The organism is Streptomyces sp. WAC04114, from assembly GCF_019733245.1.
GTDB lineage: Bacteria > Actinomycetota > Actinomycetes > Streptomycetales > Streptomycetaceae > Streptomyces > Streptomyces massasporeus_A.
The window spans coordinates 13,934-40,164 of sequence record NZ_JAIGQA010000056.1 but is presented as its reverse complement, the minus strand read 5'-3'; the positions used below and the strand labels follow the sequence as shown (position 1 = coordinate 40,164).

The following is a 26,231-nucleotide window of genomic DNA, read 5'->3' as shown; positions in this document are numbered from 1 at the left end:
ACCCCTGCACTGCACGCCTATGGAGTGGTCGGCTTCAGCGGGATCGCGGACTGGAAGCTTCCGATCCGCCGGGGGATTCCCCCGGCGGATCGGAAGCTTCCAGTCCGCGATCCCGCTGAAGCCGACCACTCCATAGGCGTGCAGTGCAGGGGTGTGCAGGGCCGGGTGGTCCGCGGTCAGACGGCCAGCCACACCGCCTGGTCCGGCCCCAGCCGGCCGTCGGCCAGGGGCCCGCTGGACAGCAGGAGCGCGGAGTGGGCGGGCAGGTCGTACGGCTCGCCCGAGAGGTTGACCACGCAGACGAAGCCGGGTTCGCGGGCGAAGGCCAGGACCCCTTCCGGGGCGTCCAGCCAGGTCATCGTGCCGTCACCGAGGGCGGGATGGCCGCGGCGGATGCGCAGGGCCGCCCGGTAGAGCTCCAGCATGGAGTCCGGGTCGCCGGTCTGCCGCTCGACGGTGTGGTCGGCCCAGGTGTCGGGCTGGGGGAGCCAGGGCTCGCCGGTGCCGAAGCCGTAGGGCGCGGTGCGGCCCGACCACGGGATCGGGACACGGCAGCCGTCGCGGCCGCGGTCGGTGTGGCCGGAGCGCTCCCAGGTGGGGTCCTGGAGGACGGACTCGGGCAGGTCCTCGACCTCGGGCAGGCCCAGTTCCTCGCCCTGGTAGACGTAGGCGCCGCCGGGCAGGGCCAGCATGAGCAGGGCTGCGGCCCGGGCCCGCCGGGTGCCGAGTGCGAAGTCCAGGGGCCCGTCGGGCCGGTAGGTCTCGTTGGCCACCCAGCGCCTGGCCGTGCGGCGGCCGTAGCGGCTGGGGTGGCGCATGACGTCGTGGTTGGACAGCACCCAGGTGGCCGGTGCGCCCACCGCGCCGAGCATGCCGAGGGAGCCGTCGATGACCGACCGCAGGTCCTTCGGGTCCCAGCTCGACATCAGGAAGTCGAAGTTGAAGGCGGTGTGCAGACCGTCCGGGCGGACGTACGCCGCCAGCCGCTCGGGGGTGTCCGCCCACGCCTCGGCGACGAAGGAGCGGTCGCCGGGGAACTCGTCGGCGACCTTGCGCCAGGACCGGTAGATCTCGTGCACCTCGTCGCGGTCCCAGTGCGGATGGTCGAGGTGCTGCCGGGGCAGCCCGTCGTCCGGGTCCCGGCGGACCGGCAGGTCGGGCAGCTCCGGGTGCTTGATGAGGCCGTGGGCGACGTCGATGCGGAAGCCGTCGACGCCCCGGCCGAACCAGAACCGCAGGAGCGACTCGAACTCGGCCCGCACCTCGGGGTGTTCCCAGTTCAGGTCGGGCTGCTCGGGCGCGAACAGGTGCAGGTACCACTCCCCATCGGGCAGCCGGGTCCAGGCCGGGCCGCCGAAGCAGGACACCCAGTCGTTCGGCGGCTCGGCCCCGTCGGCTCCGCGCCCGGGCCGGAAGACGTAGCGCTCGCGTTCCGGGCTGCCGGGGCCTGCCTCCAGCGCCGCCCGGAACCAGGCGTGCCGGTCGGAGGTGTGGTTCGGCACGATGTCGGGGATCACCCGGATCCCCAGCTCGTGCGCCTCCTCGATGAGCCGCTCGGCGTCGTCGAGGGTGCCGAACAGCGGGTCGATCTCCCGGAAGTCGGCGACGTCGTAACCGTGGTCGGCCATCGGCGACTTGTACCAGGGGTTGATCCAGATGGCGTCCACACCCAGCGACTTCAGATACGGCAGGCGGGAGCGGATGCCGGCGATGTCGCCGACCCCGTCGCCGTTGCCGTCGGCGAAGCTGCGGATGTAGACCTGGTAGATGACGGCGCTGCGCCACCAGGGTGCGGCGGAGGGGGACACGAGGCTCCTTCTGAAGCGGGCGAAACTACGGCTGAAGGCTGAAGGCTGAGGGCTGAAGGCTGAAGCGGGCGTAACTACGGCAGGGTGGGGCTACTTGGCCGCGCCGGCGGTGAGTCCGGCGACGATCCGGCGCTGGAAGAGCAGCACCATGACCACCAGCGGGACGGTGACCAGGACACCCGCGGCCATCTGGCTGCCGAACGGGGTCTCGTACGTCGTCGCGCCGGTGAACTTGGAGATGGCGACCGTGGCGGTCTGCATGCCGGGCTTGTTGGTCATCGACAGGGCGATGAGGAACTCGTTCCAGGCCGCGATGAACGTGATGATCGCGGTGGTGAAGATGCCCGGCGCGGCCAGCGGCACGATGACCTTGCGGAAGGCCTGGCCGCGGGTGCAGCCGTCGACCATCGCGGCGTGCTCCAGCTCGTCCGGCATCTGCCGGAAGAACGTGGTCAGGTTCCACACCGCCAGCGGCAGCGCGAAGGACATGCTCGGCACGATCATCGACTGGTAGGTGTTGATCCAGCCGATGTCCGTGAACAGCTTCAGCAGCGGCACCACGATCGACACCACCGGGAACATCGAGGTGGCGATGATCAGGGTGAGGATCAGCCGCTTGCCGCGGAACTCCAGCCGGGCCATCGCGTACGCGGTGAAGGTGGCCAGCACCAGCGCCAGGACGGTCGTGATCCCGGCGACGATCAGGCTGTTGAGCAGCGCCCGCCCGAAGCCCTGCACCGGGTCGAACACGGCCCGGTAGTTCTCGAAGGACAGCGGGGAGGGGACGAGCGAGGTGTCGAAGATGTCGCTCGTGCGGCGCAGGCTGGAGACCAGCATCCAGTAGAAGGGGGCCAGGCAGTACGCCACCACCGCGGCGATCCCCGCGTACGACAGCCACCGCCGCCAGTCGACCGTGCGTGTCATGCCGCCACCCCCTTGCCACGGCGCCTTCCACCGGGTCCCCCGACGAGATCGGCCCCGAGCAGCCGGACGAAAGCCAGCGCGATCAGGAACACGTAGAGGAAGAGGATCACCGCGTAGGCGGAGGCCGGTCCGAAGCGGACGTTGGACGCCTCGTTCTGCGCGAGCATCGACAGCGTCTCCACCGAATGCTTCTGCGCGCCGACGAGGATGTAGGGCAGGTCGAACATCCGCAGCGCGTCCATGCAGCGGAACAGCACCGCCACCAGCAGCGCGGGCTTCACCAGCGGCAGGGTGATGTGCCAGAACTGCCGCACCGGCCGGGCCCCGTCCATCCGGGCCGCCTCGTAGACCTCCTTGGGGATCACCTGGAGACCGGCCAGCACCAGCAGCCCGATGAAGGGCGCGGTCTTCCACACCTCGGCGACGATGACGGCGACCTGGGCGTGGAAGCCCTCGGTGGTCCACAGGATCTGCTGCCCGATCAGCGCGTTGGCGACGCCGTCGCTGTTGAAGATCCACCGCCACAGCAGCCCGGAGATGGCCGTCGGAACCGCCCAGGGCACCAGGATCCCGGCCCGCACCAGCGCCCGGCCCTTGAACGCCCGGTGCATGATCAGCGCCATGGCCACGCCGATCACGGTCTCCAGACCGACGGTGACGACGGTGAAGAACGTGGTGTTCCAGAAGGCGTTCCAGAAGCGCGCCCCGGCCTCGCCGAAGATCTCGGCGTAGTTGCCCAGCCCGACGAACGGCTCGGTGTCGCTGATGAACCCGGTCGCCGGGTCCAGGCCCTTCGCCCCGTACAGCGACTCCTTGAGCGCCATCAGGGTCGGGTAGAGCACGACGACCGTGAGCACCAGCAGGGTGGGGGAGACGAGCAGCGCGGCCAGCCGCCCGGCACCCGCGGTCGCCCGCCCCCGCCGCACCGGCGGCCCGGCCTCCGAGGGGGCCAAGGGCGGTGCCACCGCCCCGGTCATGACCCCGGCCTTCACCGCGCCACGGCCTTGCCCAGGGTCTTCTGCAGGTCCCGCAGTGCCTGCGCGCTGCTCTTGTCCCCGTTCAGGACGGCGTACGCCTCCTGCTGGATCGCCGCGGTGACATCGCCGTACGGCACCACCCGGGGACGCGGGACGGCCCGCACGATGGACTCCTTGAGCACCGGCAGGTACGGGTACTGCCCGACCAGGGCCCGGTCGTCGTAGAGCGAGGCGTACGGCGGGGCGAGGGAGGCGTCCTCCAGCAGGGTCCGCGTGTTCTTCTCGCTCGTCATGAACTCGATGAAGTCCAGGGCCGTCGCCTTGTTCTTCGCCGAGGAGGACACGGCCATGTTGTGGCCGCCGAGGCTGGAGGAACCGGGGCCGTTCAGGCCGGGCAGGGGCGCGACCGCGAACTTGCCCTTGATGCCGCTCTTCTGGGCCAGCGAGTACACGTACGGCCAGTTGCGCAGGAAGACCAGCTTGCCGGACTGGAAGGCCTGCCGGCCGTCCTCCTCCTGGTAGGTGATGGCCTTCTTCGGGATCGTCCCGTCCTGGAAGGAACGGGACAGGAAGTCCAGGCCCGCGCGCGCCTCGGGGGTGTCGACGTCCGGCTTGCCGGCGGCGTCGGTGACGGTGCCGCCCGCGGAGTTCACCGCCTCGGCGAAGTTCACCGTCAGGCCCTCGTACTTCTGGAACTGCCCGGCGTAGCAGGACATGCCCTTCGCCTCGGGGAGCTTCTTCACCTTGGCGCAGGCGGCGGTCATCTGCGCCCAGGTGGTGGGCGGTTGGGCGACGCCGGCCTTCTTCAGCAGATCGGTGCGGTAGTAGAGCATGCCGCCGTCAGAACTGGACGGCACCGCGTACAGCCCGCCCCGGTACCGCGAGGTCTCCACCACCGGCTTCAGCATCTTGCCCAGTGGGTACCGCTTCTCGGGCAGCCGGTCGATCCATTGGTGGGCGGCGAACTCCGAGGTCCACACGACGTCGAGGGACAGCACCGTGTAGGCGTCGGACTTCGTCTCCGCGTTCTGGATCATCTGCTGCCGCTGGGCGTCCGCGTCGGTCGGCAGCTGGATGAAGGTGACCTTCTCCTTCGGGTGCGCGGCGTTCCAGCGGTCGAGCATCGGCTGGACGGTGCCGGTGGTGTCCTTGCCCGCCACATACGTGATGGGGCCGCGCCCCTCGAACGACGGGGTCCCGGCCTGTCCGGAGCCGCCGCCCGAGGAGCCGCAGGCGGTGAGGAGGAGCCCGGTGGCGGTGAGGGCGGCTGCTTGGCTGGTGGTTCTGGTCGTCACTGTCTCTCCTGGTCGTGCGGAACCGGGGTCAGGGCTGGTGAGACTGCGTTGTCACGGAACTCGGCGGGTTAATTCGCAGCTCAGAAGCCTTCGATGGGACCTTCTGGAATGGCGTTGAGCCCGCTGAGACAACGCTTGCAAGCTAGGGGCGGCCTGGAGTGAAGTCAATGTGTTACGCATGAGTAATGGCTGACCGGACAGTTCTTCGATGCGTGAAAGCGCTGTCACAACACGCCGTTAGGGAGTGCAACCCTGTGCTAACGTCCGGCTCATGTCTCCAGCCCAGCACCGGCACCCCACGATGGCCGACGTCGCCGAGCGGGCCGGGGTCTCCACCTCCACCGTCTCCCGCACGCTGCGCGGCCTGTCCACGGTCTCGCCGGAGGTGCGCGCCCGGGTCGAGAAGGCCGCGCGAGAGATCGACTTCGCGGTGTCACGGCAGGCGGCGAGCCTGGTCACGGGCAGGACCGGCACCGTCGCCGTGATGGTTCCGACGCTCAACTCGTGGTTCACGGGATCCGCGCTGTCCAGCCTGGCCCCGCTGCTGCGGGCGGCGGGCATGCAGCTGAACGTCTACGAGATCCCGGACCTGGCCGAGCGCACCGCGTTCTTCGAGCACCTCCCGGCGCGCCGCAACGCCGACGCGCTGCTGGTGTTCTCCTTCGACCTCACCGAGGAGGAGACGGCGCGGCTGGACGACCTCGGCATGCCGGTGATCTACGTCAGCCAGCACGTCGACGGACGTCCGAGCGTCTACGTCGACGACGTCGCCGGCGCCCTGCACGGCACCCGGCACCTGCTCAACCTCGGCCACCGCCGGATCGCCTTCGTCCCCACCGAGGGCGCGAGCGGCTTCACCTTCAGCTCCAACGAGCGGCTGCTGGGCTACCAACAGGCGCTCACCGAGGCGGGTGTGCCGCTCGACGACGACCTGGTGGTGTCCACGCGGACCGGCAGCAAGCGCGCCGCCGCCGAGGCACTGGGCACGCTGCTGAGCCTGCGCGAGCCGCCGACCGCGATCTTCGCCGAGCAGGACGAGGTCGCAGTGGCCCTCGTCTGGAACCTGCGCAGGACCCAGATCGCGGTGCCCGAGCGGGTCTCGGTCCTGGGCTTCGACGACCAGCCGCTGGCGGACTGGTTCGACCTGTCGACGGTGGCGCAGTCGCCCTCGGAGATGGCCCGGCTGGCGGGGGATCTGGCCCTGAAGCTCATCGACGACTCGGACGGCGACCACGAGCGCCACATCGTCCTGCCGACGCACGTGATCCCCCGGGGGTCGACGGCTCCGGTGGCCGCGGGGGCGACGGCTTCGGTGGCCGCGGGGTCGACGGCGAGTGCCGTCACGGCCGCGGCCCGGGAGGGTCAGTTCGCAGCCGGCTCGGCGAGCGAGTAGAACCCGATCGGGGAGTTGGGCCGGAACCCGATCCGCGGGTACACGGGCGCCCCGGCGGCGGTCGCGTGCAGCGTCGCCCGGGTCAGCCCGGTGGCCCGGGCCCCCTCGTGCAACGCCTTGCGGGTCACGGCCTCCCCGTACCCGCGCCGCTCCCACGCCGGATCGGTGGCGACGAGCACGACGAACAGCCGCCCGTCCGCCTCCACGGTGGCGGCGCAGGTCACGGGAACCCCGTCCCGCAGACCGACATACGCGAACACACCGCTCTTCCACAACGCGGACCCGGCGAGCCCGTCCCGCCCGTCCTCCGACGGGAATCCGTAGGCACGCGCGTTGATGTCCGCGTAGGCCGCGAGGAGTTCGTCATCGCTCACGCGCACGAAGGTCAGCTCGGGATGGGCCGGCTCGGGGATCGGCAGCAGGTCGCCCGCCATGCCGGTGCCGGGAAAGGCGTGGGCGAGCCCCGCATCCTCGGCGGCCTTACCGAGCACGGCACGCGCCGGGTCGTCGAGCAGGTCCTCGAAGACCCACAGGAACCCGGGGCGGGACTTCGACCGCATGATCCCGGCGGCCTCGTTCAGCCGCTGCTTCAGCAACCCGGCGTCCGCGCCGACGTCCGTCAGCGTCAGACAGTTCCAGAACGCGAACCGGCAGTCCGCCCACCGCACGGCGATCCCCGGCAGGTCCCGCACATCGGCCCGCGGATCCCGGTCGAGCACCATGACCCGCCAGACGGTGGCGAGTTGCTCCATGGATTCGATCGAGTCGACGAGATCACGCACGGGTCCCCCTCAGGTCGGCGACTGCTGCCGCCCTCGTACTGCCCGTCGGAGGCCCCGCTCACCCTCGTGCGTTTCGTTGGACCCTGAACCCTGCCCGCTGCCGTCCTCAGGGAAAGACCCCCGCGGTCGCCTACGCGCGCATCAACCGCTGGGTGATCTCCCGGTACTGCCTCAACGCGATCCGGAAATCGGCGGAGTCCGACTCCGGGTCCCGGTCCTGCCAGCCGGCGCGAAGCGCCTGCCGCTGCTCGGAAAGCGCGGCGGCGAGCTGGGCGGCGGCTTCGTCGAAGGCGCCCTCGGCCTCTTCGAGCGCCTCGCGCGGGGTGTCCTCGAAGGTGTTGACGGCGTGGCCGAGCCGCCGGAGGATCTCGTCCCGTCCGTCCGGGGGGAACAGCGGCTTGGGCCCCGAGGGCCGGCGTTCGGCGTCGCCCGGCTGTCGGCTCGCGGGCTGTTGGGCGCGTGTCTGGTCGTACATCGTCGTGTGTACCGCTTCCGTCGTGTCGATGGGCTCACCTGCGCCGTGCTGCCAGTCAACGTCCGGGCGGTGCCCCTGTCAACGCGGTGCCGGATCGACGAGCGCCCGCTCCGCACCCGGCGCCACGACCCTGCTCTCGTTCGGCGAGAGCCGGCGCAACCTCCACCACGCGCCCGCCGGACCTGATATCAACCACGTTTCCCGGTAGGGCAGTTGGCGCGAGCCTCAGGGCCACCGCACCGCCGCTCACGTCCGCCGGCCGACGTCCTGCGTGGAGCGGCTGGTCTCCAGCCACGACCGGGCGGGTTCTGCCACGCGGGTGGTGTCCACGGTGAGGTCGAGCCGGGTCCCTCCGTCGGCGCCCGCGGGGTAACTGCGCTGCTCGGTGGCGGCGAAACAACGGCGGAGGGCCTCCGCGACCCGGCGGGCGGCCTCGGGCGAGGCGGCGACGATGCGTACCTCGGCGTGCCCGTCCGAGGGTGCTTCCATGGGCTGCACGGCGACCTCGGAGTTCGTTGTCCCACAGGTCAGGGGCTGGATCTTTCACTCTACTCCCGCGTTCCCCACAGCGCTCCCGGCCTTCACCGGTCACCGTCGGCCGCGGAGTACCGTTGACGTGCGGAAGCCACGAGGTTTCCCGGTCCCGGCAGGCAGGCGAGAGTGATGTCCGACCATGACTCCACGCGCGTGAGCGACCTTCTGCCGGACGCCGTGCACCAGGCCCTGCGGCCGGGTACGGCCGTCGTACGGCTGGAGACGACGACCGACCGGCAGGGAGTGCTCGACGGGGCGTGGTGGCCGCGTTCCCACGACATCGCCGCCGAGCTTCCCGGCCTGATCACCGCACTGACCGACCGCCTCGGGCCGATCACACGGGTCGGCCTGGACACCGACGCCTGGGAGGGACTGCCGACGCGGATGACCATCGGCGGCCGTGTCGTGCACATCGACCCCTCCCCGGTCGGCGACGACACCGTCCTCGTCACCCGGGGTGAGCAGGACCTCTTCTCGCTCCTCGTGATCCCGCCGCACGCCACACCCGACGCCGCGCGCGCCGCCATGGCCGAGGCCGTCCGCGCCGACAGCAGGACACAAGCCGCGCAGATCCTCGTCGACACCGGCACCGGGCGGGCCCGGCCGGTCGGGTGAGCTCGGTCGGCCGGAGCGGTCTCGGGCCGGTGGTGATCGTCGGCGGAGGTCGGGCCGGGATCAACTCCACGCCCGTGGAGGGCGGATGCCCCGCCCGGAAGGCAGCCCGCGAGATCACCGGCCTGCTCGTGTGATGGCCTTGCCTCAGTTCAGGGCTTGGGCGGCGTAGACAGCGCCGAGGCCTGCGGCGAGGGCGCCGAGCAGGAGCCGTAGGGCGCGTTCGGGCAGGCGGGGTTGAAGGCGGGCGCCGAGGTAGCCACCCATCAGCCCGCCGGTGCCGCACGCGAACCCGAGCCACCAGTCGGGGGCGACGTCTCCGGAACTCATGAGTGACAGCAGCGCGTAGGCGGCGGCGCCGACGAGCGAGGTGGCGAACGTCGCGGCCAGCGCGGCCGGGGCGACGCGGGCAACGGGCAGGCCGCGTCCGACGAGGATCGGGCCGAGGAGGGAGCCGCCGCCGATGCCGTAGACGCCGCCGATCACGCCGACGGCCAGCGCGAGGCCGGTCAGCGTGCGCGGTGGCAACTCGCCTGAGGGCAGCGGGAGGCGGTGCGCCGGGGTGAGGGCGCGCAGGCACAACCACACGCCGAGCGGCAGCAGCAGGACGGAGATCAGGAGCCGGAAGACGTCCGGACCGGGCAGGGCGAAAACGCGGACGGTGGCGCCGACGACGACGCCGGGCAGCGTGCCCAGCACCAAGCGCCGGGCGAGGTCACCGTGCAGGGCGCCGTCACGGCGGTACCGCCACAGGGCACCGGGTCCGGCGACGACGTTGAACAGCAGATTGGTCGGGGTGACCGCCGGGCTGGGCACGCCGAAGACACTCAGCTGGACCGGAAGGAGGAACACCGCGCCGGACACTCCGACCGGGGCGGTCACCGTCGCGAGCACGAGCCCGGCGGCCAGCCCTCCCAGTACCGTCCAGTCCACCGTCGCCCCGCTTCCGTCACCCCTTCGATCATCCGCCCGGTGTCAGGGTCCGGAGGGTGGTGGGAGCGTCGTGCAATGAGATGTTCACACAGGCAGGCCGACCGTCAGGCGGCCGCCGGTGCGATGGTCAGCAGCAGCCCATTACGGCGGGTGCGGACGGCTTCGAAACGTCGGGCCCCAGCAGCGCAGCCCGATGCGCGAGCGGGGCAGCCGTGGGATCAGCTCAGGGCCACACAAGGCAGTACGGCTGATGCCCCGCCTCATGCAGCCGGTGCGAGAAGTCCTGCCACTCGTGCAGCAGTTGGTAGACATTGAACGCATCCCGCGGCCCGCCCCGGTCCGGGACCGTCGACCAGATGAAGGCCGCCGCGCCCACCGCCTCCTCGCCGATGCCGCGCAGGGGGTCGACGACCGTCATGGGGAGTTTGACCACCGCGTAGTCGGGGTGCAGGACGACCAGTTCCAGGGGCGGGACCTTGTGCAGGGGGACGCCCTCGATGCCCGTGAGGACCATCGCCGCCATGGTCTCCGGCTTGATCTTCGTGAACATGCCGTTCATGCCGAGCTCGTCGCCGCCGAGCTCCTCGGGGCGCATGGAGATCGGGACGCGGGCCGCGGTCGCGCCGTCGGGCGCACCGAAGTACTTGTACGTCACCCCCACCCGACCACCATTCCCGCTGCTCCCCGCCGAAAGATCGTCCACCTGGCGTTCAGTACGTCCGGCGGCCCGCTCCGGTTCACTCGGCCGACCCTGTGTCCGACGCGGTTCCTGAGCGTCCTCCGCCTCGCGCCGGTGCCGTCCCCGCCGGGCACGTCGAGGACCCAGGTCATCGGTCCCCTCGCCCAGTCCGCCACCGCGATGCATATCTCCACCCGACTGCTTTTCCAGAACGCGTCGCCCCCGCCGCGCAACCCGATCATCGTGTCAGTGACCTCCCCCACGGCCGCCCGCCGAAACGTGCGCTGAAACATCTGTCCGCGGGATGGCCGCAGCCTCCGACCACCCCGGGCCGTGTGAGCTGTGTGTATCAGGGACCAGTCTCGCAGACGACGGCGACCCGGGGGCCGGTCGTCCCGTGCCCCGCCCGCGCACGCCCCTGGCCTACCCTGAACAGGTCACTGGCACCCGGAGCCCGACAGCGTCGGAGAAGGTCGGAGAAGTCGCAGGTCATGAGTGAACTGGCATATCCGTATGAAGCACCGGCCTCGCAGGCTCTGTTCGACCGCGCGGCGGCCGTCACGCCCGGCGGCGTGAACTCCCCGGTGCGGGCCTTCCGAGCCGTCGGTGGCACGCCGCGGTTCATGGTGTCCGGCACCGGTCCGTATCTGACGGACGCGGACGGCAGGGAGTACGTCGACCTCGTCTGCTCCTGGGGGCCCATGATCCTCGGGCACTCCCACCCCGAGGTCATCGCCGCCGTGCAGGACGCCGTCTCCCGCGGTACGTCCTTCGGCACGCCCGGTGAGGGCGAGGTCGCGCTCGCGGAGGAGATGGTCGCGCGGGTCGCGCCGCTCGAGCAGGTGCGGCTCGTCTCCAGCGGCACCGAGGCGACCATGTCCGCCATCCGGCTCGCCCGCGGATTCACGCAGCGCACCAAGGTGATCAAGTTCGCCGGGTGCTACCACGGGCACGTCGACTCGCTGCTCGCCGCGGCCGGCAGCGGCGTGGCCACCTTCGCGCTGCCCGACACCCCGGGCGTCACCGGCGCCCAGGCCGGCGACACGATCGTCCTGCCGTACAACGACCTCGACGCCGTCCGCGAGGCCTTCCGGGCGCATCCCGGCGAGGTCGCCTGTGTGATCACCGAGGCGTCCCCGGGCAACATGGGCGTCGTCCCGCCCGCCGAGGGGTTCAACCAGGGCCTGAAGGACATCTGCGCCGAGAACGGCGCGCTCTACGTCTCCGACGAGGTCATGACCGGCTTCCGGACCAGCCGCGCCGGGTGGTTCGGGATCGACGGCGTCGTCCCGGACCTGATGACCTTCGGCAAGGTCATGGGCGGTGGCTTCCCCGCGGCGGCCTTCGGCGGACGGGCGGACGTGATGGCCCACCTCGCCCCGGCCGGGCCCGTCTACCAGGCCGGCACCCTCTCCGGTAACCCCGTCGCCACCGCGGCCGGCCTCGCCCAGCTGCGGCTCCTCGACGGCGCCGCGTACGCCAAGGTCGACGCCGTCTCGAAGGAGATCCAGGGGCTCGTCAGCGGGGCCCTGGCCAAGGAGGGCGTCGCGCACCGGCTGCAGACCGCCTCCAACATGTTCTCGGTGTTCTTCACCGACCGGCCCGTGCGGAACTACGAGGACGCCAAGACGCAGGAGTCCTTCCGCTTCACCGCGTTCTTCCACTCGCTGCTCGCCGACGGCGTCTACCTGCCGCCGTCCTCCTTCGAGTCCTGGTTCGTGTCCACCGCGCACGACGAGCGGGCCGTGCAGAAGATCGCCGACGCCCTTCCGGCGGCGGCCCGGGCGGCTGCGGAGGCCACGGCATGAGCGAGCAGCGGAGCAACAGCGCCGAGGACATCACCGTCGTCCACGTCATGCGGCACGGTGAGGTCGCCAACCCGGACGGCATCCTCTACGGCCGCCTCCCCGGCTACCACCTCTCCGACCTGGGCCGTCGCATGGCCGACCGGGTCGCCGAGCACCTGTCCGGCCGGGATGTGACGCACGTCGTCGCCTCGCCGCTGGAGCGGGCGCAGGAGACGGCCGAGCCGATCGCCAAGGCGCACGGGCTGGATCTGGCGACCGACGAGCGGCTGATCGAGGCCGACAACATCTTCCAGGGCAAGACGTTCGGCGTCGGGGACGGGGCGCTGCGCAAGCCGAACAACTGGAAGCACCTGGTCAACCCGTTCCGGCCGTCCTGGGGCGAGCCGTACGTGGACCAGGTCGTCCGCATGATGAGCGCGCTGAGCACGGCGAAGGACAAGGCCCGGGGGCACGAGGCGGTCGTGGTCAGCCACCAGCTGCCCATCTGGATCGTCCGGTCCTACGTCGAGCGCCGCCGCCTCTGGCACGACCCGCGCAGGCGCCAGTGCACGCTCGCCTCGCTGACGACCTTCACGTACCAGGGCGACCGGATCGTCTCCGTCGGCTACAGCGAGCCGGCCCGCGACCTGGTCCCGCCCCACCTCCTCGCCGGCGCGAAGCCGGTGAAGGGGCAGACCAAGGCGTTCGGGGCGTAGTTCCCCGGCCCCGCGCACGGGGGCGTTCGGCAGGTCGGTAAGGCCTTTCGTTCGCCCCCTTATGAGCGCTTACGACTACTTCGTTACGGAATCTGCGCATATCGGCGGAACCTCGTTCTTCGCCACGTCCTCTGACTGGGTGACCAGCACGACGTGATGAATCGGGGATGCCATGCGCGCTCTCTCCCGCAGGGGAATGCTCGGACTCGGCGCGGGAGCCGCCGCCGCCGTCTCGCTCGCCGGGTGCGGCGGTCTCACGGGCTCGGACGACTCCGGCCACGCCGACGGTTCCGGCGGCGACTCCGCGCAGGGCGGTGCGAAGGCGAAGCCCAAGCCCACCGCCCGCCCCATCGGCGACGGATCGACCAGCCACACCGGCAAGCAGCCCCACCAGCCCGCGGCGCCCGAGCCGCTGGAGCCGGGGCAGACCCCGCCGCAGTTCGTCGTGTTCTCCTGGGACGGCGCCGGCGAGGTCGGCAACGGCCTCTTCCCGCGCTTCCTGGACCTCGCCAAGGAACACGGCGCGAGCATGACCTTCTTCCTGTCGGGGCTGTACCTGCTGCCCGAGTCGAAGAAGCGCCTCTACAACCCGCCCAACAACCCCCGCGGCGCCTCCGACATCGGCTACCTCACCGACGACCACGTCAAGGCGACCCTGAGGAACGTACGCCGGGCCTGGCTGGAGGGTCATGAGATAGGCACCCACTTCAACGGGCACTTCTGCGGCGAGGCCCACGGCTCGGTCAAGAACTGGACGCCCCGGCAGTGGCGCAGTGAGATCGACCAGGCCAAGGCCTTCGTGAAGGAGTGGCGCACCAACACCGGCTGGACCGACCTGCCGTCGCTGCCGTTCGACTACGACAAGGAACTCGTCGGCGGCCGTACGCCCTGCCTGCTCGGCCAGGACAACCTGCTGCCCACCGCCCGCGAGCTCGGCTGGCGCTACGACGCCTCCTCGCCCGGCGGCCTCCAGGTCTGGCCCACCAAGCGCCAGGGCATATGGGACCTGCCCCTGCAGCAGATACCTTTCCCCGGCCGCGGCTTCGAGGTCCTGTCGATGGACTACAACATGCTGGCCAACCAGTCCCTCGCGACCACGAAGGCACCCGCCCACAACTACCCGGGCTGGCGGAAGCAGTCGGCCCAGGCGTACATCCAGGGATTCAAGCGGGCATACGAGACAAACCAGGCACCCCTGTTCATCGGCAACCACTTCGAGCAGTGGAACGGCGGCATCTACATGGACGCCGTCGAGGAGGCCTTCAAGCACATCGCGCGCGAGAAGGAGAAGGGCGCGGATGTGCGTCTCGTCTCCTTCCGGCAGTTCGCCGACTGGCTGGACGCGCAGAGGCCCGAGGTGCTCGCCAAGCTCCGTACGCTGGGCGTCGGACAGCAGCCGGCGGGCGGCTGGCGGGAGTTCACCGGCCAGACCTCCACGCCCAGCGAAGATCCTTCGCAGAACGCCGCCTGAAATGCGGTTTTCCGCCCGCGAGGGGGGTGGGCGAGATCCCCAGAACGGGCATGCGAAACTTTTCACATGAGTGCCGACAGCAGCGCCCCCCTGCGCTCGAACCGCACGACAAGTGCCCTCGACCGCACCCGCCGTGTCCGCCGTAGCGCCGCCCTGACCGCGGGTCTCGCCGCGACCGCGCTGCTCGTCTCGGCGTGCGGCTCCGGCGGCACCTCCGGCGGGGGCGGCAACACCAACTTCGTCACCGGCACCGACGGCGTCGCCACCGTCGCCCAGGGCGAGCGCACCCCGGCCCCCGACCTGTCCGGCAAGACCATCGCCGGCAAGACCCTCGACGTCGCCGACTACAAGGGCAAGGTCGTCGTCCTCAACGTCTGGGGTTCCTGGTGCAACCCCTGCCGCGCCGAGGCCAAGTACTTCGCGAAGGTCTCCAAGGCGTACGCGGACAAGGGCGTGCAGTTCGTCGGCATCAACACCCGGGACACCTCCACCGGCGCGGCCCTCGCCTTCGAGAAGGACTGGGACATCACCTACCCCAGCCTCTACGACCCCACCGGCAAGCTGCTGCTGCGCTTCAAGAAGGGCACGCTCAACCCGCAGGCGATCCCCTCCACGCTCATCCTCGACCGGGACGGCAAGGTCGCGGCCCGCTCGCTGTCCGCGCTCAGCGAGAAACGGCTGCTGAAGATGCTCAAGCCGGTCGTCGCCGAGAAGTGAGCGGAGTAGTGACGTGAGCGCAGTCACCACGCTCGCCGCGGTGGCGGACCCCAACGGCACGGTGCTCAACGGCGCCCTGCTGGTAGCCCTGCCGATCGCGCTGCTCGGCGGCCTCGTCTCCTTCTTCTCGCCCTGCGTCCTGCCGCTGGTGCCCGGCTACCTGTCCTATGTGACCGGCGTCGCGGGCACCGACCTCGCCGAGGCCCGGCGCGGCCGGATGGTCGCGGGCGCCTCCCTGTTCGTGGCCGGCTTCACCGCCGTGTTCGTCTCCGGCGGGGCCCTGTTCGGCTACTTCGGGCAGACGCTGCAGGAGCAACAGGGCGTGCTGTCCAAGGTGCTCGGCGTCCTCATGATCCTCATGGGCGTCTTCTTCATGGGCCTGATGCCCTGGCTCACCCAGCGGGAGTTCCGCTTCCACCGGCGGCCCGTGGCCGGGCTGGCCGGCGCGCCCCTGCTCGGTGCCCTGTTCGGCATCGGCTGGACGCCCTGCATCGGCCCCACCCTCGCCTCCGTGCAGGCGCTCGCCATCGACCAGGCCAGCGCCGGACGCGGTGCCGTGCTGACCATCGCGTACTGTCTGGGCCTGGGCGTGCCGTTCGTGCTCGCCGCGGTCGCCTTCCGCAAGGCCCTCGGAGCCTTCGGCTGGATCAAGCGCCACTACGTCTGGGTGATGCGGGTCGGCGGCACCATGATGATCGTGACCGGTCTGCTGCTGCTGACCGGCGCGTGGGACCGCATCGTGCAGGAGATGCAGGTCTGGTCCGACGGCTTCACTGTGGGGATCTGATCGATGAGCAAGACCACCGCCTCCGACCCGGCCCCCTCCGCCGCCGAGGACCAGGAGCTGGGCGAAGCCGGCTCCCAGCTGTCCACCGCCCCCAAGGAGGAGGCGCCCCACCTGCCCGCCCTGGGCGTCATCGGCTGGGCCCGCTGGTTCTGGCGGCAGCTGACCTCCATGCGGGTCGCCCTGCTGCTGCTCCTGCTGCTCTCCCTCGGCGCGATCCCCGGCTCGCTCATCCCGCAGTCCGGCAGCGACGAGACGAAGGTCGCCGACTTCCGCAAGGCCCACCCGACCCTCGGGGACGTCTACGACAAGATCGGCATGTTCCACGTCTACAGCTCGGTGTGGTTCTCCGCGATCTACATCCTGCTGTTCGTCTCCCTCATCGGCTGCATCGTGCCCCGCACCTGGCAGTTCGTCGGCCAGCTGCGCGGCCTGCCGCCCGGCGCGCCCCGGCGGCTGAACCGGCTGCCCGCCCACACCACCTGGCGCACCACGGCCGAGCCCGAGCAGGTCCACCAGGCCGCTCTCGCCCTGCTGAAGAAGCGCCGCTTCCGCACCCACCTCACCGGGGACGCCGTCGCCGCCGAGAAGGGCTACCTGCGCGAGCTGGGCAACCTCGTCTTCCACATCGCCCTCATCGTGATGCTGGTCGCCTTCGCCTGGGGCCAGCTGTACAAGTCCGAGGGCAACAAGCTGGTCGTCGAGGGCAACGGCTTCTCCAACACTCTCACCCAGTACGACGACTTCAAGTCCGGCAACCTCTTCACGTCGGACGACCTGGTGCCGTTCAGCTTCAACCTGAAGAAGTTCACCGGCACCTACGAGCGCACCGGCCCCAACAAGGGCACCCCGCGCGTCTACAAGGCCGACATCACCTACAGCGCGGGCGCCTACGGCAAGGACGAGACCGACACCGTCGAGGTGAACCACCCGCTGGAGATCGGCGACTCCAAGGTCTACCTCGTCAGCCACGGCTACGCCCCGGTCGTCACCGTCCGCGACGCCAAGGGCAAGGTCGTCTTCGACGACGCCGTCCCGCTGCTGCCGCTGGACGCCAACGTCACCTCCTCCGGTGTCGTCAAGGTCCTCGACGGCTACCGCAACGCCAAGGGCGAGAAGGAGCAGCTCGGCTTCAACGCGTTCTTCGTGCCGACCTTCGGCGGCCACGCCAGCGGCACGATGCTGTCGCAGTTCCCCGCGCTGGACAATCCGCTGCTCGCGCTGTCCGCCTACTACGGCGACCTGGGGGCCGACTCGGGCATCCCGCAGAGCGTGTACCAGATGGACCGCAGCAACATGAAGGAGTTCAAGAACTCCGAGGGCAAGCTGTTCAAGAAGCTGCTGAAGCCCGGCGAGACCATGAAGCTCCCCAACGGCGCCGGTTCGGTCACCTTCGGCAAGGACGTCAAGGAGTGGGCCGGCTTCCAGGTCGTCCAGCAGCCCGGCAGCGGCTGGGCCCTCGCCGGTTCCCTCGCCGCGATCGGCGGCCTCGCCGCCTCCCTGTTCATCCAGCGCCGCCGCGTCTGGGTGCGCGCGGTCAAGGGTGCCGACGGCGTCACCGTCGTCGAGATGGCCGGCCTCGGCCGCAGCGAGTCCGCCAAGGTCCCCGAGGAGCTGGGGCACCTCGCCGGCGACCTCTACGAGCAGGCGCCCGGCGCCCCCGACGCCCCCGCAGATTCCCCCGACCCCGATCAGGAGCCGGGTACCGAACCCCCCGTACCTGCCGAAGGGGCTGAGAAGCAGTGACTCTCGCCGCCGCCACCAACGAAAACCTCGCGCAGATCAGCAATGTGCTGATCTACTCCGCGATGGCCGTCTACACCCTGGCCTTCTTCGCGTACATCGCCGAATGGCTCTTCGGCAGCCGCAGCAAGGTCGCCCGGACCGCCGCCGCGCTCACCACCAAGGCGGACGCCGGGAAGGCGGCCCCGGCCGTCACCGTGAACCAGGCCGGCGGCACGGCCGTGCTGGAGCGGCCGAAGGTCACCGTGCGGGCCGCGGCCGGTCGGCGCGACGTGCCGGACGGCCCCGGGGCGCACGGCGGGGACGAGCAGGGCGACCTGTACGGCCGGATCGCCATCTCCCTCACGGTGCTCGCCTTCCTGATCGAGTTCTGCGGTGTCCTCACCCGCGCCCTGTCGGTGGAGCGCGCGCCGTGGGGCAACATGTACGAGTTCAACATCACGTTCTCCACGGTCGCGGTCGGCGTGTACCTCGGGCTGCTGGCGCTGAAGAAGAACGTGCGCTGGCTCGGCCTGTTCCTGATCACCACGGTCCTGCTCGACCTGGGCCTGGCGGTCACGGTCCTCTACACCGCCAGCGACCAGCTGGTCCCGGCGTTGCACTCGTACTGGCTGTACATCCACGTCTCGACGGCGATCTTCTGCGGCGCGGTCTTCTACGTGGGCGCGATGGCCACGGTCCTGTACCTGTTCAAGGACTCCTACGAGAGCAAGCTGGCGAGCGGCGGCACGCCCGGCACCTTCGCGACCTCCGTCCTGGAACGGCTGCCCTCCTCCGCGTCCCTCGACAAGTTCTCCTACCGCGTCAACGCGGCCGTCTTCCCGCTGTGGACGTTCACGATCATCGCGGGCGCCATCTGGGCGGGCGACGCCTGGGGCCGCTACTGGGGCTGGGACCCCAAGGAGACCTGGTCGTTCATCACCTGGGTCGCCTACGCCGGCTACCTGCACGCCCGCGCGACGGCCGGCTGGAAGGGCCGCAAGGCCGCCTACCTGGCCCTCATCGCCTTCGGCTGCTGGCTGTTCAACTACTACGGCGTGAACATCTTCGTCTCCGGCAAGCACTCCTACGCGGGCGTGTGACGCGTCTCCTGAGCAGCACCGGTCAGCCCTGCCGGGCGACGCTCGTGATCACCTCCCGCAGCCGGGCCGCGTATCGGGACATGTTCTCGTGCGCGATCTCGGTGTCCGGATAGCGGCAGGCGAACCACAGGCCCTCATGGAGTCTGTTCACCCAGACGCAGACCCGGTCACCGTACGAGACCCTGACCAGTCCGTAGACCTTCTGCTCGGCCCACTGCTCGGAGCCCGGGACGCCGCGGGCGTCGAGGTAGGACACCAGGGAGTACAGGTCGGGAGACGTGGGGCGGAAGTCCGTTCCGATCAGCCGGAGCACCCGTTCGAGGGGTGTGCGGGCCAGCCGCCGGTTGGCGCGCAACTCGGCGTGTGCGCACTCCAGGGCCTCCTGGAAGTCACGGACCTCCGCCAGCGGGATCTCGACCGGTGCCCCGCCGACGTACCAGCCCACGGAGTCCGACCACCGGGACGTCACCCGGGTGTGGAACGGCACGACGGTGCGGAAGACGGGCTCCCCGTCGATCTCGTGGAGGATGAGCGCAGTGGCCGCCAGCACGCCGACCAGGCTGCCGCCGTAGGGTCGGCAGTGCGCCTCGAACGCGTCGGCGTCGCCGGCGTCCACCAGTGGCTCGCACAGTGCCTTCTGCCGGGGCAGCCCGCCGGCGGTGTCCAGGCCGAGGTCGATGGGGAAGTTCGGCAGTTCTCCCTCGCAGTTCTTGATGAACTCCCGCCAGCGGACCACGATGTCGTGGCTCTCGTCGAGCTTGTCCGCGTCCGCCCGTTCGGCCTGGCAGAAGTCGACGTAGCTGGCGACGGGTTCCTGCTCCGGGGAACGGCCCGCCGCGACCGCCGCATAGAGCTCATGCAGGGCGGCGGGGATGTTCTCGAGCGAGTAGGCGTCGACGTTGCTGTGGTCGAAGGCCATGTACACGCTGGCGCTGTCGTCCCGGAGCACCGCCGCGTAGATGAAGTTGGGCCACCGGAGTGCATCCGCCACGGTGTCGAAACGCTTCTCAAGATGCTCGGCCAGCGCTGTCCCATCCGTGAAGTCGCCGACCTGCTCCAGGTGCAGGCGCACGTCCTCGCTGCCGAGCGTGAACCGGGCGATCTCCTCGCCGGGCGGCCCGGACCAGTCGAAGCCGCTGCGCAGCGTCTCGTGCCGCAGTGTCCACGCGTGCAGCGCGCTCTGGAGAACGTCCAGTTCCGCCCGGCCCGGGAGATCGAAACACACACCGATCCACGTCGGTACGAACAATCCGTCCTCACGCACGGACCGGGAGATCCTGATGTGGGACTCCTGGATGTAGGCCGGGGGCCTGGAGTCCTCCGGGAGGCCCTGCACCGCCGCGGCGGCCGCAGGATCGAGTGTCCACTCCACGAGTCGCCCCGGCCGTACCTCACAGTGCCGGATGTCCGTCATACGCATGAGGGGTCTCCGTTCGCGGATGGGGCGTCCCGATCAGGCATGTGCCGTGGGTGAAGACCCCACACCGGATTCCCCGCAGGGTCATTCGAACGGATGGCACCCCGGGTGGTGAGCGTCGTTCGGGTCATCCGTCCCGTTCGCCGATGTCCTCACGCCACAGCTCCGGGTGCTCGGTGACGAAGCCGTGCATCAGGTCGATGCTCTCGGGGTCGTCCAGCAGGACGATCTCCACGCCGTGCCGCGCGAGCCAGTCGTGCCCTCCCCGGAACGTGGTGGCCTCCCCGATCACCACCCGGGGGATGCCGAACTGCCGGACCAGTCCGCAGCAGTACCAGCACGGCGACAGGGTGGTCGCCATCGTCGTGCCCCGGTACGACCGCTGCCGTCCCGCCGCGCGGAAGGCCGCTGTCTCCGCGTGCATCGTGGGGTCGTCGTCCTGGACACGGCGGTTGTGGCCGCGGCCGAGGAGAGTGCCGTCGGCGCCGTACAGCGCGGCACCGATCGGGATGCCGCCCTCGGCGAGGCCGGTGCGGGCCTCCTCGACGGCGGTGGCGAGCCACGCCCGGGCCTGTGCAGGGTCCATGACCTCATCCATGCTCCCAGCCTCCCCCGCGTCGCCCCGGCTCGATCGTCGCCGCGCCGAGGTAGGCGTGCAGAGCCCCCGCGCCCTCGATCATGACCCTGGTGCGGGCCGTCAGTGTCTCGCCGCGCGCTGCCACGGCCGCCCGCAGCGCCGCGCTGCTGCCTTCCCGCCGCAGCCCCTCCAGCACCGGCCGGATCTGGTCGAACAAGTAGTGGCTGCGGCGCAGGGTGTGCACCAGCCGGGCGTCGCGCACATCGGCGGGTTCGTAGATCCGGTAGCCCGTCGCGCGCTCTCGGCCCGGCGTGAGCAGCCCGGCCCCCTCCCACACCCGCAGCGCCGACGTCCGTACGCCCAGCAGCACCGCCACCTCGCCGATGCGCAGGCCACCCGAGCGTGGCAGTGGGGCGGGCGGTTCGGCCGCGAGCAGTTCCAGGGCCTCGCTCGCCGCCCGCAGCGACACCCGCTCCTCGTGCAGCGCGGCATGGGCGGCGTCGAGCAGCGCGAGCGCGCCGGGGACGTCCCCCTCGTGCACGGTCCGCATGATCGCCGTCGCGGTCACCGGCCCGTACCCCCGCATCAGCGTCCGGTACGCCAGCAGCGCGCCGCGGTGCGTCTCGTCGAAGACGCGGTAGCCGGACGCGGTCCGCGCGGCGGGCGGGAGCACACCGGCGTCCTCGTAGTTGCGGATCTGCTGCGTCGAGACACCGGCCGACCGGGCCAGGTCGACGGGGCGGAGGCGGCGGTCGTTCGTCATCGATTTGAAGGTTACGGCAGGAAGCAGGCAGCACCTACTGCCCGGGGTCCCTCTCAAGTCTCAACACCGCACTTCAATGGAAGACTTGAAGGAATGGACGACTTCATCCGCGTCACCGGTGCCCGCCTCCACAACCTCAGGAACGTCTCCCTCTCCCTGCCGAAGAACAAGCTGGTCGTCCTGACCGGCCTGTCCGGCTCCGGCAAGTCCACCCTCGCCTTCGACACCCTCCACCAGGAGGGCCAGCGGCAGTACCTGGAGTCGCTGGGCATGGTCACCGGCTTCGTCAGCAAGCCCGCCGTCGACTCGATCACCGGCCTGTCCCCGTCCATCAGCGTCGACCAGCACCTCACCAACCGCAGCCCCCGCTCCACCGTCGGCACGGTCACCGAGGTCTTCACCTATCTGCGGCTGCTGTGGTCGCGCATCGGGATCCGGCCCTGCCCCGGCTGCGCCAAGGACATTCCTCCGTCCCACACCGATGCCGCCGAGGCCGACGAGGACGCCGAGCCCGGGCAGCGGCCCTGCCCGCACTGCGGCACCCCTGTGCCCGAACTGGTCATGGGTTCCTTCTCCTTCAACAAGCCCGCCGGAGCCTGCCCGGCCTGCACCGGCCTGGGCGAGGTGATGCGGCCCGACGTACGGCGCCTGGTCGACGACGGCACGTCGGTCGCGCAAGGGGCGGTGCAGGGCTGGAACGCCAAGTTCACCGACTGGAGCCTCCCCGTGCTGCGGGCCGCCGCCGGCCACTACGGCTTCACCTTCGACACGGACACCCCGTTCGGCGAACTCGACGACAGGCAGCGGGACCTGCTGCTCCACGGGGTGGAAAGCCCCGAGTTCCGGCGGCACTTCCCCGACACCGACCCTCCGGCGACCGTGGCGGCGGGCCGCTTCGAAGGGGTCGCGACGGCCCTGCTGCGCCGCTACAACGACCGCGCCGACGACCCCGAGTACCGCGAACGGGCCGAGCGGCAGGGCCTGGTGAAGCAGCCCTGCGGGGAGTGCGACGGAACCAGGCTGGGTGCCGCGGCCCGGGCGGTGACCGTGCACGGTCTCACCGTCGTCGAGGCCACCCGGCTTCCGCTGACCGACCTCGCCGGCTGGCTGGGCGGCCTGCGCGAGCGGTCGGGCGGGGAGGAGTGGCCGCTCGTGGAGCCGGTCGTCGCCGACCTGGAGGAGCGGGTCCGCCGCCTGCTGGACGTCGGCGTCGGCTACCTCACCCTCGGCCAGGCCACTCCCAGCCTCTCCGCGGGCGAGACCCAGCGGCTGCGGCTGGCCGCCCTGCTCGGCTCCGGCCTCACCGGCGTCCTCTACGTCCTGGACGAGCCGACCATCGGCCTGCATCCCTCGGACACCGCCCGCCTGATCGACGTCCTGTGCCGGCTGCGCGACCTGGGCAACACGGTGCTGGTCGTCGAGCACGACCTGGACGTCCTGAAGGCCGCGGACCATGTGGTGGACGTCGGGCCGGGGGCGGGCCGGGACGGCGGGCGGATCGTCGCCGAGGGTACGCCGCAGGAGGTGGCCCGGGCCGAGGGTTCGGTCACCGGCGCGTACCTCTCGGGCCGGCTCCCGTCCCCGCGGTCGCGCGGCCGCGGGGACGGCGACGCGGCGCTGCTGATCAGGGGGGCCCGGGCCCACAACCTCAAGGACGTCACCGTCCGGATCCCGCTGGGGCGGCTGGTGACGGTCACCGGCCCGTCCGGCTCGGGCAAGTCGACCCTGTTGCTGGACATCCTCGGCCGGGCCGCCCGCCGGCACTTCCACGGGGCCGGGGAGCTGCCCGCCGAGCACGACGGCATCGACGGCTGGGGGCACCTGTCCAAAGCCGTCCTCATCGACCAGACGCCGGTCGGCCGCGTGCCCCGTTCCAACGCGGCGACGTACGCGGACGTCTTCACCCCGATCCGCGAGGCCTTCGCCGCACGCAGCCGAGGCCGCCTGACCGCCGGCCACTTCTCCTTCAACGTGCCCGGGGGACGCTGCGAACGCTGCGAGGGCGCGGGCGTGCTCACCGTCCACATGCACTTCCTCCCGGCGGTGGAGGTGCGCTGCCCGACCTGCAAGGGCCGCCGCTTCCGGCCGGAGGTGCTGACGGTCCGGCACGAGGGCCATGACATCGCCGAGGTACTCGGGGCGACGGTGGACGAGGCACTGACGGTGTTCGGGGACGTCCCGCCGGTCGCCACCCGGCTCCGGCGCATGGCCGACGTCGGCCTCGGCTACCTCCCCCTCGGCCAGCCCGCCACCACCCTCTCCGGCGGCGAGGCCCAGCGTCTGAAGCTCGCCAAGGAACTGGGACGGCGGACGACCGGACGCGCCCTGTACCTGCTGGACGAACCGACGACGGGTCTGCACTCCGCCGACACCGCCCGCCTCCTCGACGTCCTCCAACGCCTCGTCGACGCCGGGCACTCGGTCGTCACCATCGAGCACAACCTCGACGTCGTCCGCGCCTCGGACTGGCTGATCGACCTGGGACCGGAAGGCGGCGCGGGCGGGGGTCGGCTGGTGGCGCAGGGGGTGCCCGGGAACTGAACCGATCCTGACCCCCGGACGTCTTCGTTGCGTGTCCATCGCACCGGAGCCCAGGCTCCCGAAGGAGGCCCACCGATGAAGGCGTCACTTCTCCTGGCGGCGGCCCTCGCCTCGCTGTCCGTGGGCTGCTCGTCGGTGTCGTCGCCGGACGACGACACCGACGGCGCGCGGCCCGCGCCGTCCTGCGCGTACGTCGTCGAGTACGACGGCCGTACCTACCTGGGCAGATCGGAGACCTACGTCCCCGTGGGGAAGTCGCTCGGCGCCGCAACCCGCCCGGCCTGCGACGACACTCCGGGCGACGGCGATGAGGAGGAGGGCCCGGCCCTGATGACGGCGTTCGCCGTGCGGGGGGTGGACCCGTCCGTCGCCGTCGCGGTGGCCGAGGACCCCGGCGAGTACCGTCTCGTCGTCGCCGACTCCGTCAAGGAACTCCCGCCGGAGCTGAGGAAGGTGACCGAACGCTCCTGACGGGCACAGCCGGGGCGTCAGCCCTGCCTCTCCAGCACCGCGTAGTCCGCGAAGCTGCGGCGGTAGCGCAGGTGCCTCGTCTCCTGGGTGTGCCTGCGCTGCCACTCCTCCACCTCGCCGGGTGCCTGGCACGGGCCCGAACCCGCCCCGCAGTCCTCCTCCTCACCCGAGACGCAGTACGCCTCGTACTCGGGCTGCGCCGACGGATCCTGCACGATCGTGTACGGCACGTACCGGAAGATCCTGCGGCCGGTGGACTCCCCACCGTGCTCGTCGCGTTGGTGCTGGCGCAACAGTACGTTCGCGTCCGTCACGGCACTGCCGTCGAACGCGGCCCGCGCCCTGTCCCGCCGGAGCGCCAGCTCTTCACAGCCCGCGCACCCGGGCACCGGGGAAGGCGGCCGGGTCGGATCGGCCGACAGGCCTTCCCTGGAGCGGTCGTTGAGCGCGCGCACGCCCGCGCTGAGCCGCTCGTCCAGCGTTGCCTCCCGGATCCTCGCCGGGTCGGCCTGCCACTCCCGGCCGCCGCCGACCGGGCGCAGCATCACGTACGGGCCGGTCCTGTCCTGGTACTCGCCGACCTTGCGCGTGTGCGGGTCGAAGACGAACGTTCCCGGTTCCATTTACACGTACCTCCGTCACTCTGGGTGTATCGAGCGTTGCGCACGGGAACAGTCCGGTTCAATGCTTGGCATGTGACACCGGTGCACTGTCACGGAGGGGGGAGCCGTGAGCCGACGGAACGGCGGGGCGGAGTCGGGGGCGAGCACGGCGGCGGTGTTCGGGGAGGTGCTCCGGCATTTCCGCGAGGCCGCGCTGCTCACGCAGGAGGGTCTGGCGAGGCAGATCCCCTGCGACCGTTCGCATGTGGCGCGGGTGGAGGCGGGTACGAGGGTTCCGCAGGACACGTTCGCCAAGACCTGTGACGAACTGTTGGGTACGGGTGGGGTGTTGGCCCGGCTGTGGGGTCGCATCGACTGGTATCCGCAGGTGGAGCATCCGGATTGGTTCCGGCGCCGGGCGGAGATGGACGAGGAGGCCGTGACCCTCCGGGAGTACCAGGAGCGTGTGATCCCGGGTTTGTTGCAGACAGCGGACTATGCGCAGTCGCTGTTCTCCCTGCTCGTGAGAGGTGAGGAGCTTGAGGAGAGGGTGCGGGCGCGACTGAGCCGCCAGCGGCGCTTCCTGATGGAGGACGGCCCGTCGTACATCGCCGTCCTCGACGAGAGCTGCCTGCGCAACATGATCGGCAGTCCGGCTGTGATGCGTGACCAGTGCGCGCACTTGCTCGATGTCGGGCGGCGAGTCAACATCCGGATCCAAGTCGCCCCCGCCGCGCGCCTCGGCCTGTTCCGCCCCAGTGGGTCCATGTCGCTGATCAAGCTGCCCGACGGGCACGAATGGGTCTACTCGGAATCGCTCGATCGCGGCCATTTCAACGACGATCCGGCCCTCTTCGCGCGCCATAGCCACACCTATGATGTGCTCAGGGCGGACGCTCTGTCAGCTCCCGAGTCCGCCGCTCTGATCAGCGACGTGATGGAGAGGTACGAGCATCATGACCGAGCCCGAACTCAGCGCGGCCGCGTGGATCAAGAGCACCCACAGCGACGCCAACGGCGGCAACTGCATAGAAATAGCCCCCGGCTACCCCGAAACCGTCCCCGTCCGCGACAGCAAGAACCCTGACGGACCGGTCCTGGTCGTCACCCGGTCCGCCTGGTCCGCGTTCGTCGGATCTCTGCGCTGA

General features: G+C 70.8%; 26 protein-coding genes. 13 read left to right on the top strand and 13 right to left on the bottom strand.

The features are described 5' to 3' along the window. Positions 1-176: 176 nt before the first annotated feature. The 4 genes from K4G64_RS17335 to K4G64_RS17320 all read right to left on the bottom strand — a co-directional run bounded on the left by K4G64_RS17335 (position 177) and on the right by K4G64_RS17320 (position 5,004). Positions 177-1,808 (bottom strand): glycoside hydrolase family 13 protein, encoded by a 1,632-nt coding sequence (locus K4G64_RS17335; protein ID WP_221756940.1) that lies wholly within the window; start codon positions 1,806-1,808, stop codon positions 177-179. A 90-nt stretch (positions 1,809-1,898) separates the two neighbouring features. Continuing rightward, positions 1,899-2,732 carry a carbohydrate ABC transporter permease gene (locus K4G64_RS17330; RefSeq protein WP_221756939.1) on the bottom strand — a complete coding sequence of 278 codons (834 nt, stop codon included), beginning with the start codon at positions 2,730-2,732 and terminating at the stop codon, positions 1,899-1,901. Then, positions 2,729-3,709 (bottom strand): carbohydrate ABC transporter permease, encoded by a 981-nt coding sequence (locus K4G64_RS17325; RefSeq protein ID WP_260460568.1) that lies wholly within the window; start codon positions 3,707-3,709, stop codon positions 2,729-2,731. The genes K4G64_RS17330 and K4G64_RS17325 overlap by 4 nt, the downstream gene beginning before the upstream one ends. A gap of 11 nt (positions 3,710-3,720) precedes the next feature. Then, on the bottom strand, positions 3,721-5,004 hold the full coding sequence (locus tag K4G64_RS17320) for an ABC transporter substrate-binding protein (protein WP_221756938.1): 1,284 nt from the start codon (positions 5,002-5,004) through the stop codon (positions 3,721-3,723). Positions 5,005-5,305: 301 nt separating this feature from the next. Here K4G64_RS17320 and K4G64_RS17315 point away from each other — a divergent pair, with 301 nt between their 5' ends. Beyond that, positions 5,306-6,397 (top strand): LacI family DNA-binding transcriptional regulator, encoded by a 1,092-nt coding sequence (locus tag K4G64_RS17315; RefSeq protein WP_260460575.1) that lies wholly within the window; start codon positions 5,306-5,308, stop codon positions 6,395-6,397. Here K4G64_RS17315 and K4G64_RS17310 read toward each other — a convergent pair. The 3 genes from K4G64_RS17310 to K4G64_RS17300 form a co-directional block, all read right to left on the bottom strand. Next, a complete protein-coding gene (locus K4G64_RS17310; RefSeq protein ID WP_221756937.1) occupies positions 6,367-7,179 on the bottom strand; it encodes a GNAT family N-acetyltransferase in 813 nt (270 codons plus the stop codon). The genes K4G64_RS17315 and K4G64_RS17310 overlap by 31 nt on opposite strands. A 130-nt stretch (positions 7,180-7,309) precedes the next feature. Beyond that, positions 7,310-7,654 carry a hypothetical protein gene (locus K4G64_RS17305; protein ID WP_221756936.1) on the bottom strand — a complete coding sequence of 115 codons (345 nt, stop codon included), beginning with the start codon at positions 7,652-7,654 and terminating at the stop codon, positions 7,310-7,312. A 246-nt stretch (positions 7,655-7,900) separates the two neighbouring features. Next, positions 7,901-8,143: a hypothetical protein gene (locus K4G64_RS17300; RefSeq protein ID WP_260460567.1), complete on the bottom strand. Its 243-nt coding sequence runs from the start codon at positions 8,141-8,143 to the stop codon at positions 7,901-7,903. A gap of 174 nt (positions 8,144-8,317) precedes the next feature. Here K4G64_RS17300 and K4G64_RS17295 point away from each other — a divergent pair, with 174 nt between their 5' ends. Next, the gene (locus K4G64_RS17295) at positions 8,318-8,803 is read left to right on the top strand and encodes a DUF5994 family protein (RefSeq protein ID WP_221756934.1); all 486 of its coding nucleotides are present in this window, start codon (positions 8,318-8,320) and stop codon (positions 8,801-8,803) included. 144 nt (positions 8,804-8,947) lie between these two features. Here the strand turns inward: K4G64_RS17295 and K4G64_RS17290 are convergent, their stop codons facing one another. Both K4G64_RS17290 and K4G64_RS17285 read right to left on the bottom strand, forming a co-directional pair. Then, complete coding sequence (locus K4G64_RS17290) at positions 8,948-9,733, bottom strand: sulfite exporter TauE/SafE family protein (protein ID WP_221756933.1); 786 nt, start codon at positions 9,731-9,733, stop codon at positions 8,948-8,950. 223 nt (positions 9,734-9,956) lie between these two features. Next, complete coding sequence (locus tag K4G64_RS17285) at positions 9,957-10,394, bottom strand: hypothetical protein (RefSeq protein WP_003974483.1); 438 nt, start codon at positions 10,392-10,394, stop codon at positions 9,957-9,959. A 509-nt stretch (positions 10,395-10,903) separates the two neighbouring features. Here K4G64_RS17285 and hemL point away from each other — a divergent pair. The 7 genes from hemL to ccsB all read left to right on the top strand — a co-directional run bounded on the left by hemL (position 10,904) and on the right by ccsB (position 18,712). Then, positions 10,904-12,220, top strand: coding sequence for a glutamate-1-semialdehyde 2,1-aminomutase (gene hemL / locus K4G64_RS17280; protein WP_221756932.1), 1,317 nt, complete (start codon positions 10,904-10,906; stop codon positions 12,218-12,220). Further along, a complete protein-coding gene (locus tag K4G64_RS17275) occupies positions 12,217-12,915 on the top strand; it encodes a histidine phosphatase family protein (RefSeq protein WP_221756931.1) in 699 nt (232 codons plus the stop codon). Before hemL ends, K4G64_RS17275 begins: the two co-directional genes overlap by 4 nt. Before the next feature lie 172 nt (positions 12,916-13,087). Next, complete coding sequence (locus K4G64_RS17270) at positions 13,088-14,386, top strand: hypothetical protein (protein WP_221756930.1); 1,299 nt, start codon at positions 13,088-13,090, stop codon at positions 14,384-14,386. 66 nt (positions 14,387-14,452) lie between these two features. After that, on the top strand, positions 14,453-15,103 hold the full coding sequence (locus K4G64_RS17265; RefSeq protein ID WP_221756929.1) for a TlpA disulfide reductase family protein: 651 nt from the start codon (positions 14,453-14,455) through the stop codon (positions 15,101-15,103). Between the two features lie 13 nt (positions 15,104-15,116). After that, positions 15,117-15,890 (top strand): cytochrome c biogenesis CcdA family protein, encoded by a 774-nt coding sequence (locus tag K4G64_RS17260; RefSeq protein WP_221756928.1) that lies wholly within the window; start codon positions 15,117-15,119, stop codon positions 15,888-15,890. Positions 15,891-15,893: 3 nt separating this feature from the next. Then, a complete protein-coding gene (locus K4G64_RS17255; protein ID WP_221756927.1) occupies positions 15,894-17,633 on the top strand; it encodes a cytochrome c biogenesis protein ResB in 1,740 nt (579 codons plus the stop codon). Continuing rightward, positions 17,630-18,712 (top strand): c-type cytochrome biogenesis protein CcsB, encoded by a 1,083-nt coding sequence (gene ccsB, locus K4G64_RS17250; protein WP_221756926.1) that lies wholly within the window; start codon positions 17,630-17,632, stop codon positions 18,710-18,712. The genes K4G64_RS17255 and ccsB overlap by 4 nt, the downstream gene beginning before the upstream one ends. A 22-nt stretch (positions 18,713-18,734) precedes the next feature. On the opposite strand, the gene K4G64_RS17245 is transcribed toward ccsB, so the two are convergent. The 3 genes from K4G64_RS17245 to K4G64_RS17235 form a co-directional block, all read right to left on the bottom strand. Beyond that, positions 18,735-20,132 carry a condensation domain-containing protein gene (locus tag K4G64_RS17245; RefSeq protein ID WP_221756925.1) on the bottom strand — a complete coding sequence of 466 codons (1,398 nt, stop codon included), beginning with the start codon at positions 20,130-20,132 and terminating at the stop codon, positions 18,735-18,737. A 124-nt stretch (positions 20,133-20,256) separates the two neighbouring features. After that, entirely contained in the window at positions 20,257-20,715 is a 459-nt protein-coding gene (locus tag K4G64_RS17240) for a nucleoside deaminase (protein ID WP_221756924.1), read from the bottom strand. 4 nt (positions 20,716-20,719) lie between these two features. Next, the gene (locus K4G64_RS17235) at positions 20,720-21,469 is read right to left on the bottom strand and encodes a MerR family transcriptional regulator (RefSeq protein ID WP_221756923.1); all 750 of its coding nucleotides are present in this window, start codon (positions 21,467-21,469) and stop codon (positions 20,720-20,722) included. A gap of 93 nt (positions 21,470-21,562) precedes the next feature. On the opposite strand from K4G64_RS17235, the gene uvrA reads away from it, so the two are divergent. After that, complete coding sequence (uvrA, locus tag K4G64_RS17230) at positions 21,563-24,010, top strand: excinuclease ABC subunit UvrA (RefSeq protein WP_221756922.1); 2,448 nt, start codon at positions 21,563-21,565, stop codon at positions 24,008-24,010. A 75-nt stretch (positions 24,011-24,085) separates the two neighbouring features. Next, positions 24,086-24,481, top strand: coding sequence for a DUF6281 family protein (locus K4G64_RS17225; protein ID WP_221756921.1), 396 nt, complete (start codon positions 24,086-24,088; stop codon positions 24,479-24,481). A gap of 17 nt (positions 24,482-24,498) precedes the next feature. Here the strand turns inward: K4G64_RS17225 and K4G64_RS41065 are convergent, their stop codons facing one another. After that, complete coding sequence (locus K4G64_RS41065; protein ID WP_221756920.1) at positions 24,499-25,104, bottom strand: hypothetical protein; 606 nt, start codon at positions 25,102-25,104, stop codon at positions 24,499-24,501. Between the two features lie 106 nt (positions 25,105-25,210). On the opposite strand from K4G64_RS41065, the gene K4G64_RS17215 reads away from it, so the two are divergent. Next, positions 25,211-26,170 carry a helix-turn-helix transcriptional regulator gene (locus tag K4G64_RS17215; RefSeq protein ID WP_221756919.1) on the top strand — a complete coding sequence of 320 codons (960 nt, stop codon included), beginning with the start codon at positions 25,211-25,213 and terminating at the stop codon, positions 26,168-26,170. Then, a complete protein-coding gene (locus tag K4G64_RS41060) occupies positions 26,118-26,231 on the top strand; it encodes a DUF397 domain-containing protein (protein ID WP_308122415.1) in 114 nt (37 codons plus the stop codon). The genes K4G64_RS17215 and K4G64_RS41060 overlap by 53 nt, the downstream gene beginning before the upstream one ends.

What these genes read in the sequence shown, in the direction of transcription:
- K4G64_RS17330 (WP_221756939.1), bottom strand. Translation starts at nt 2,732, where the DNA reads ATGACACGCACGGTCGACTGGCGGCGGTGGCTGTCGTACGCGGGGATC.
- K4G64_RS17325 (WP_260460568.1), bottom strand. Translation starts at nt 3,709, where the DNA reads ATGACCGGGGCGGTGGCACCGCCCTTGGCCCCCTCGGAGGCCGGGCCG.
- K4G64_RS17315 (WP_260460575.1), top strand. Translation starts at nt 5,306, where the DNA reads ATGGCCGACGTCGCCGAGCGGGCCGGGGTCTCCACCTCCACCGTCTCC.
- K4G64_RS17305 (WP_221756936.1), bottom strand. Translation starts at nt 7,654, where the DNA reads ATGTACGACCAGACACGCGCCCAACAGCCCGCGAGCCGACAGCCGGGC.
- K4G64_RS17300 (WP_260460567.1), bottom strand. Translation starts at nt 8,143, where the DNA reads ATGGAAGCACCCTCGGACGGGCACGCCGAGGTACGCATCGTCGCCGCC.
- K4G64_RS17295 (WP_221756934.1), top strand. Translation starts at nt 8,318, where the DNA reads ATGTCCGACCATGACTCCACGCGCGTGAGCGACCTTCTGCCGGACGCC.
- hemL (WP_221756932.1), top strand. Translation starts at nt 10,904, where the DNA reads ATGAGTGAACTGGCATATCCGTATGAAGCACCGGCCTCGCAGGCTCTG.
- K4G64_RS17275 (WP_221756931.1), top strand. Translation starts at nt 12,217, where the DNA reads ATGAGCGAGCAGCGGAGCAACAGCGCCGAGGACATCACCGTCGTCCAC.
- K4G64_RS17270 (WP_221756930.1), top strand. Translation starts at nt 13,088, where the DNA reads ATGCGCGCTCTCTCCCGCAGGGGAATGCTCGGACTCGGCGCGGGAGCC.
- K4G64_RS17265 (WP_221756929.1), top strand. Translation starts at nt 14,453, where the DNA reads ATGAGTGCCGACAGCAGCGCCCCCCTGCGCTCGAACCGCACGACAAGT.
- K4G64_RS17255 (WP_221756927.1), top strand. Translation starts at nt 15,894, where the DNA reads ATGAGCAAGACCACCGCCTCCGACCCGGCCCCCTCCGCCGCCGAGGAC.
- K4G64_RS17245 (WP_221756925.1), bottom strand. Translation starts at nt 20,132, where the DNA reads ATGCGTATGACGGACATCCGGCACTGTGAGGTACGGCCGGGGCGACTC.
- K4G64_RS17240 (WP_221756924.1), bottom strand. Translation starts at nt 20,715, where the DNA reads ATGGACCCTGCACAGGCCCGGGCGTGGCTCGCCACCGCCGTCGAGGAG.
- K4G64_RS17235 (WP_221756923.1), bottom strand. Translation starts at nt 21,469, where the DNA reads ATGACGAACGACCGCCGCCTCCGCCCCGTCGACCTGGCCCGGTCGGCC.
- uvrA (WP_221756922.1), top strand. Translation starts at nt 21,563, where the DNA reads ATGGACGACTTCATCCGCGTCACCGGTGCCCGCCTCCACAACCTCAGG.
- K4G64_RS17225 (WP_221756921.1), top strand. Translation starts at nt 24,086, where the DNA reads ATGAAGGCGTCACTTCTCCTGGCGGCGGCCCTCGCCTCGCTGTCCGTG.
- K4G64_RS41065 (WP_221756920.1), bottom strand. Translation starts at nt 25,104, where the DNA reads ATGGAACCGGGAACGTTCGTCTTCGACCCGCACACGCGCAAGGTCGGC.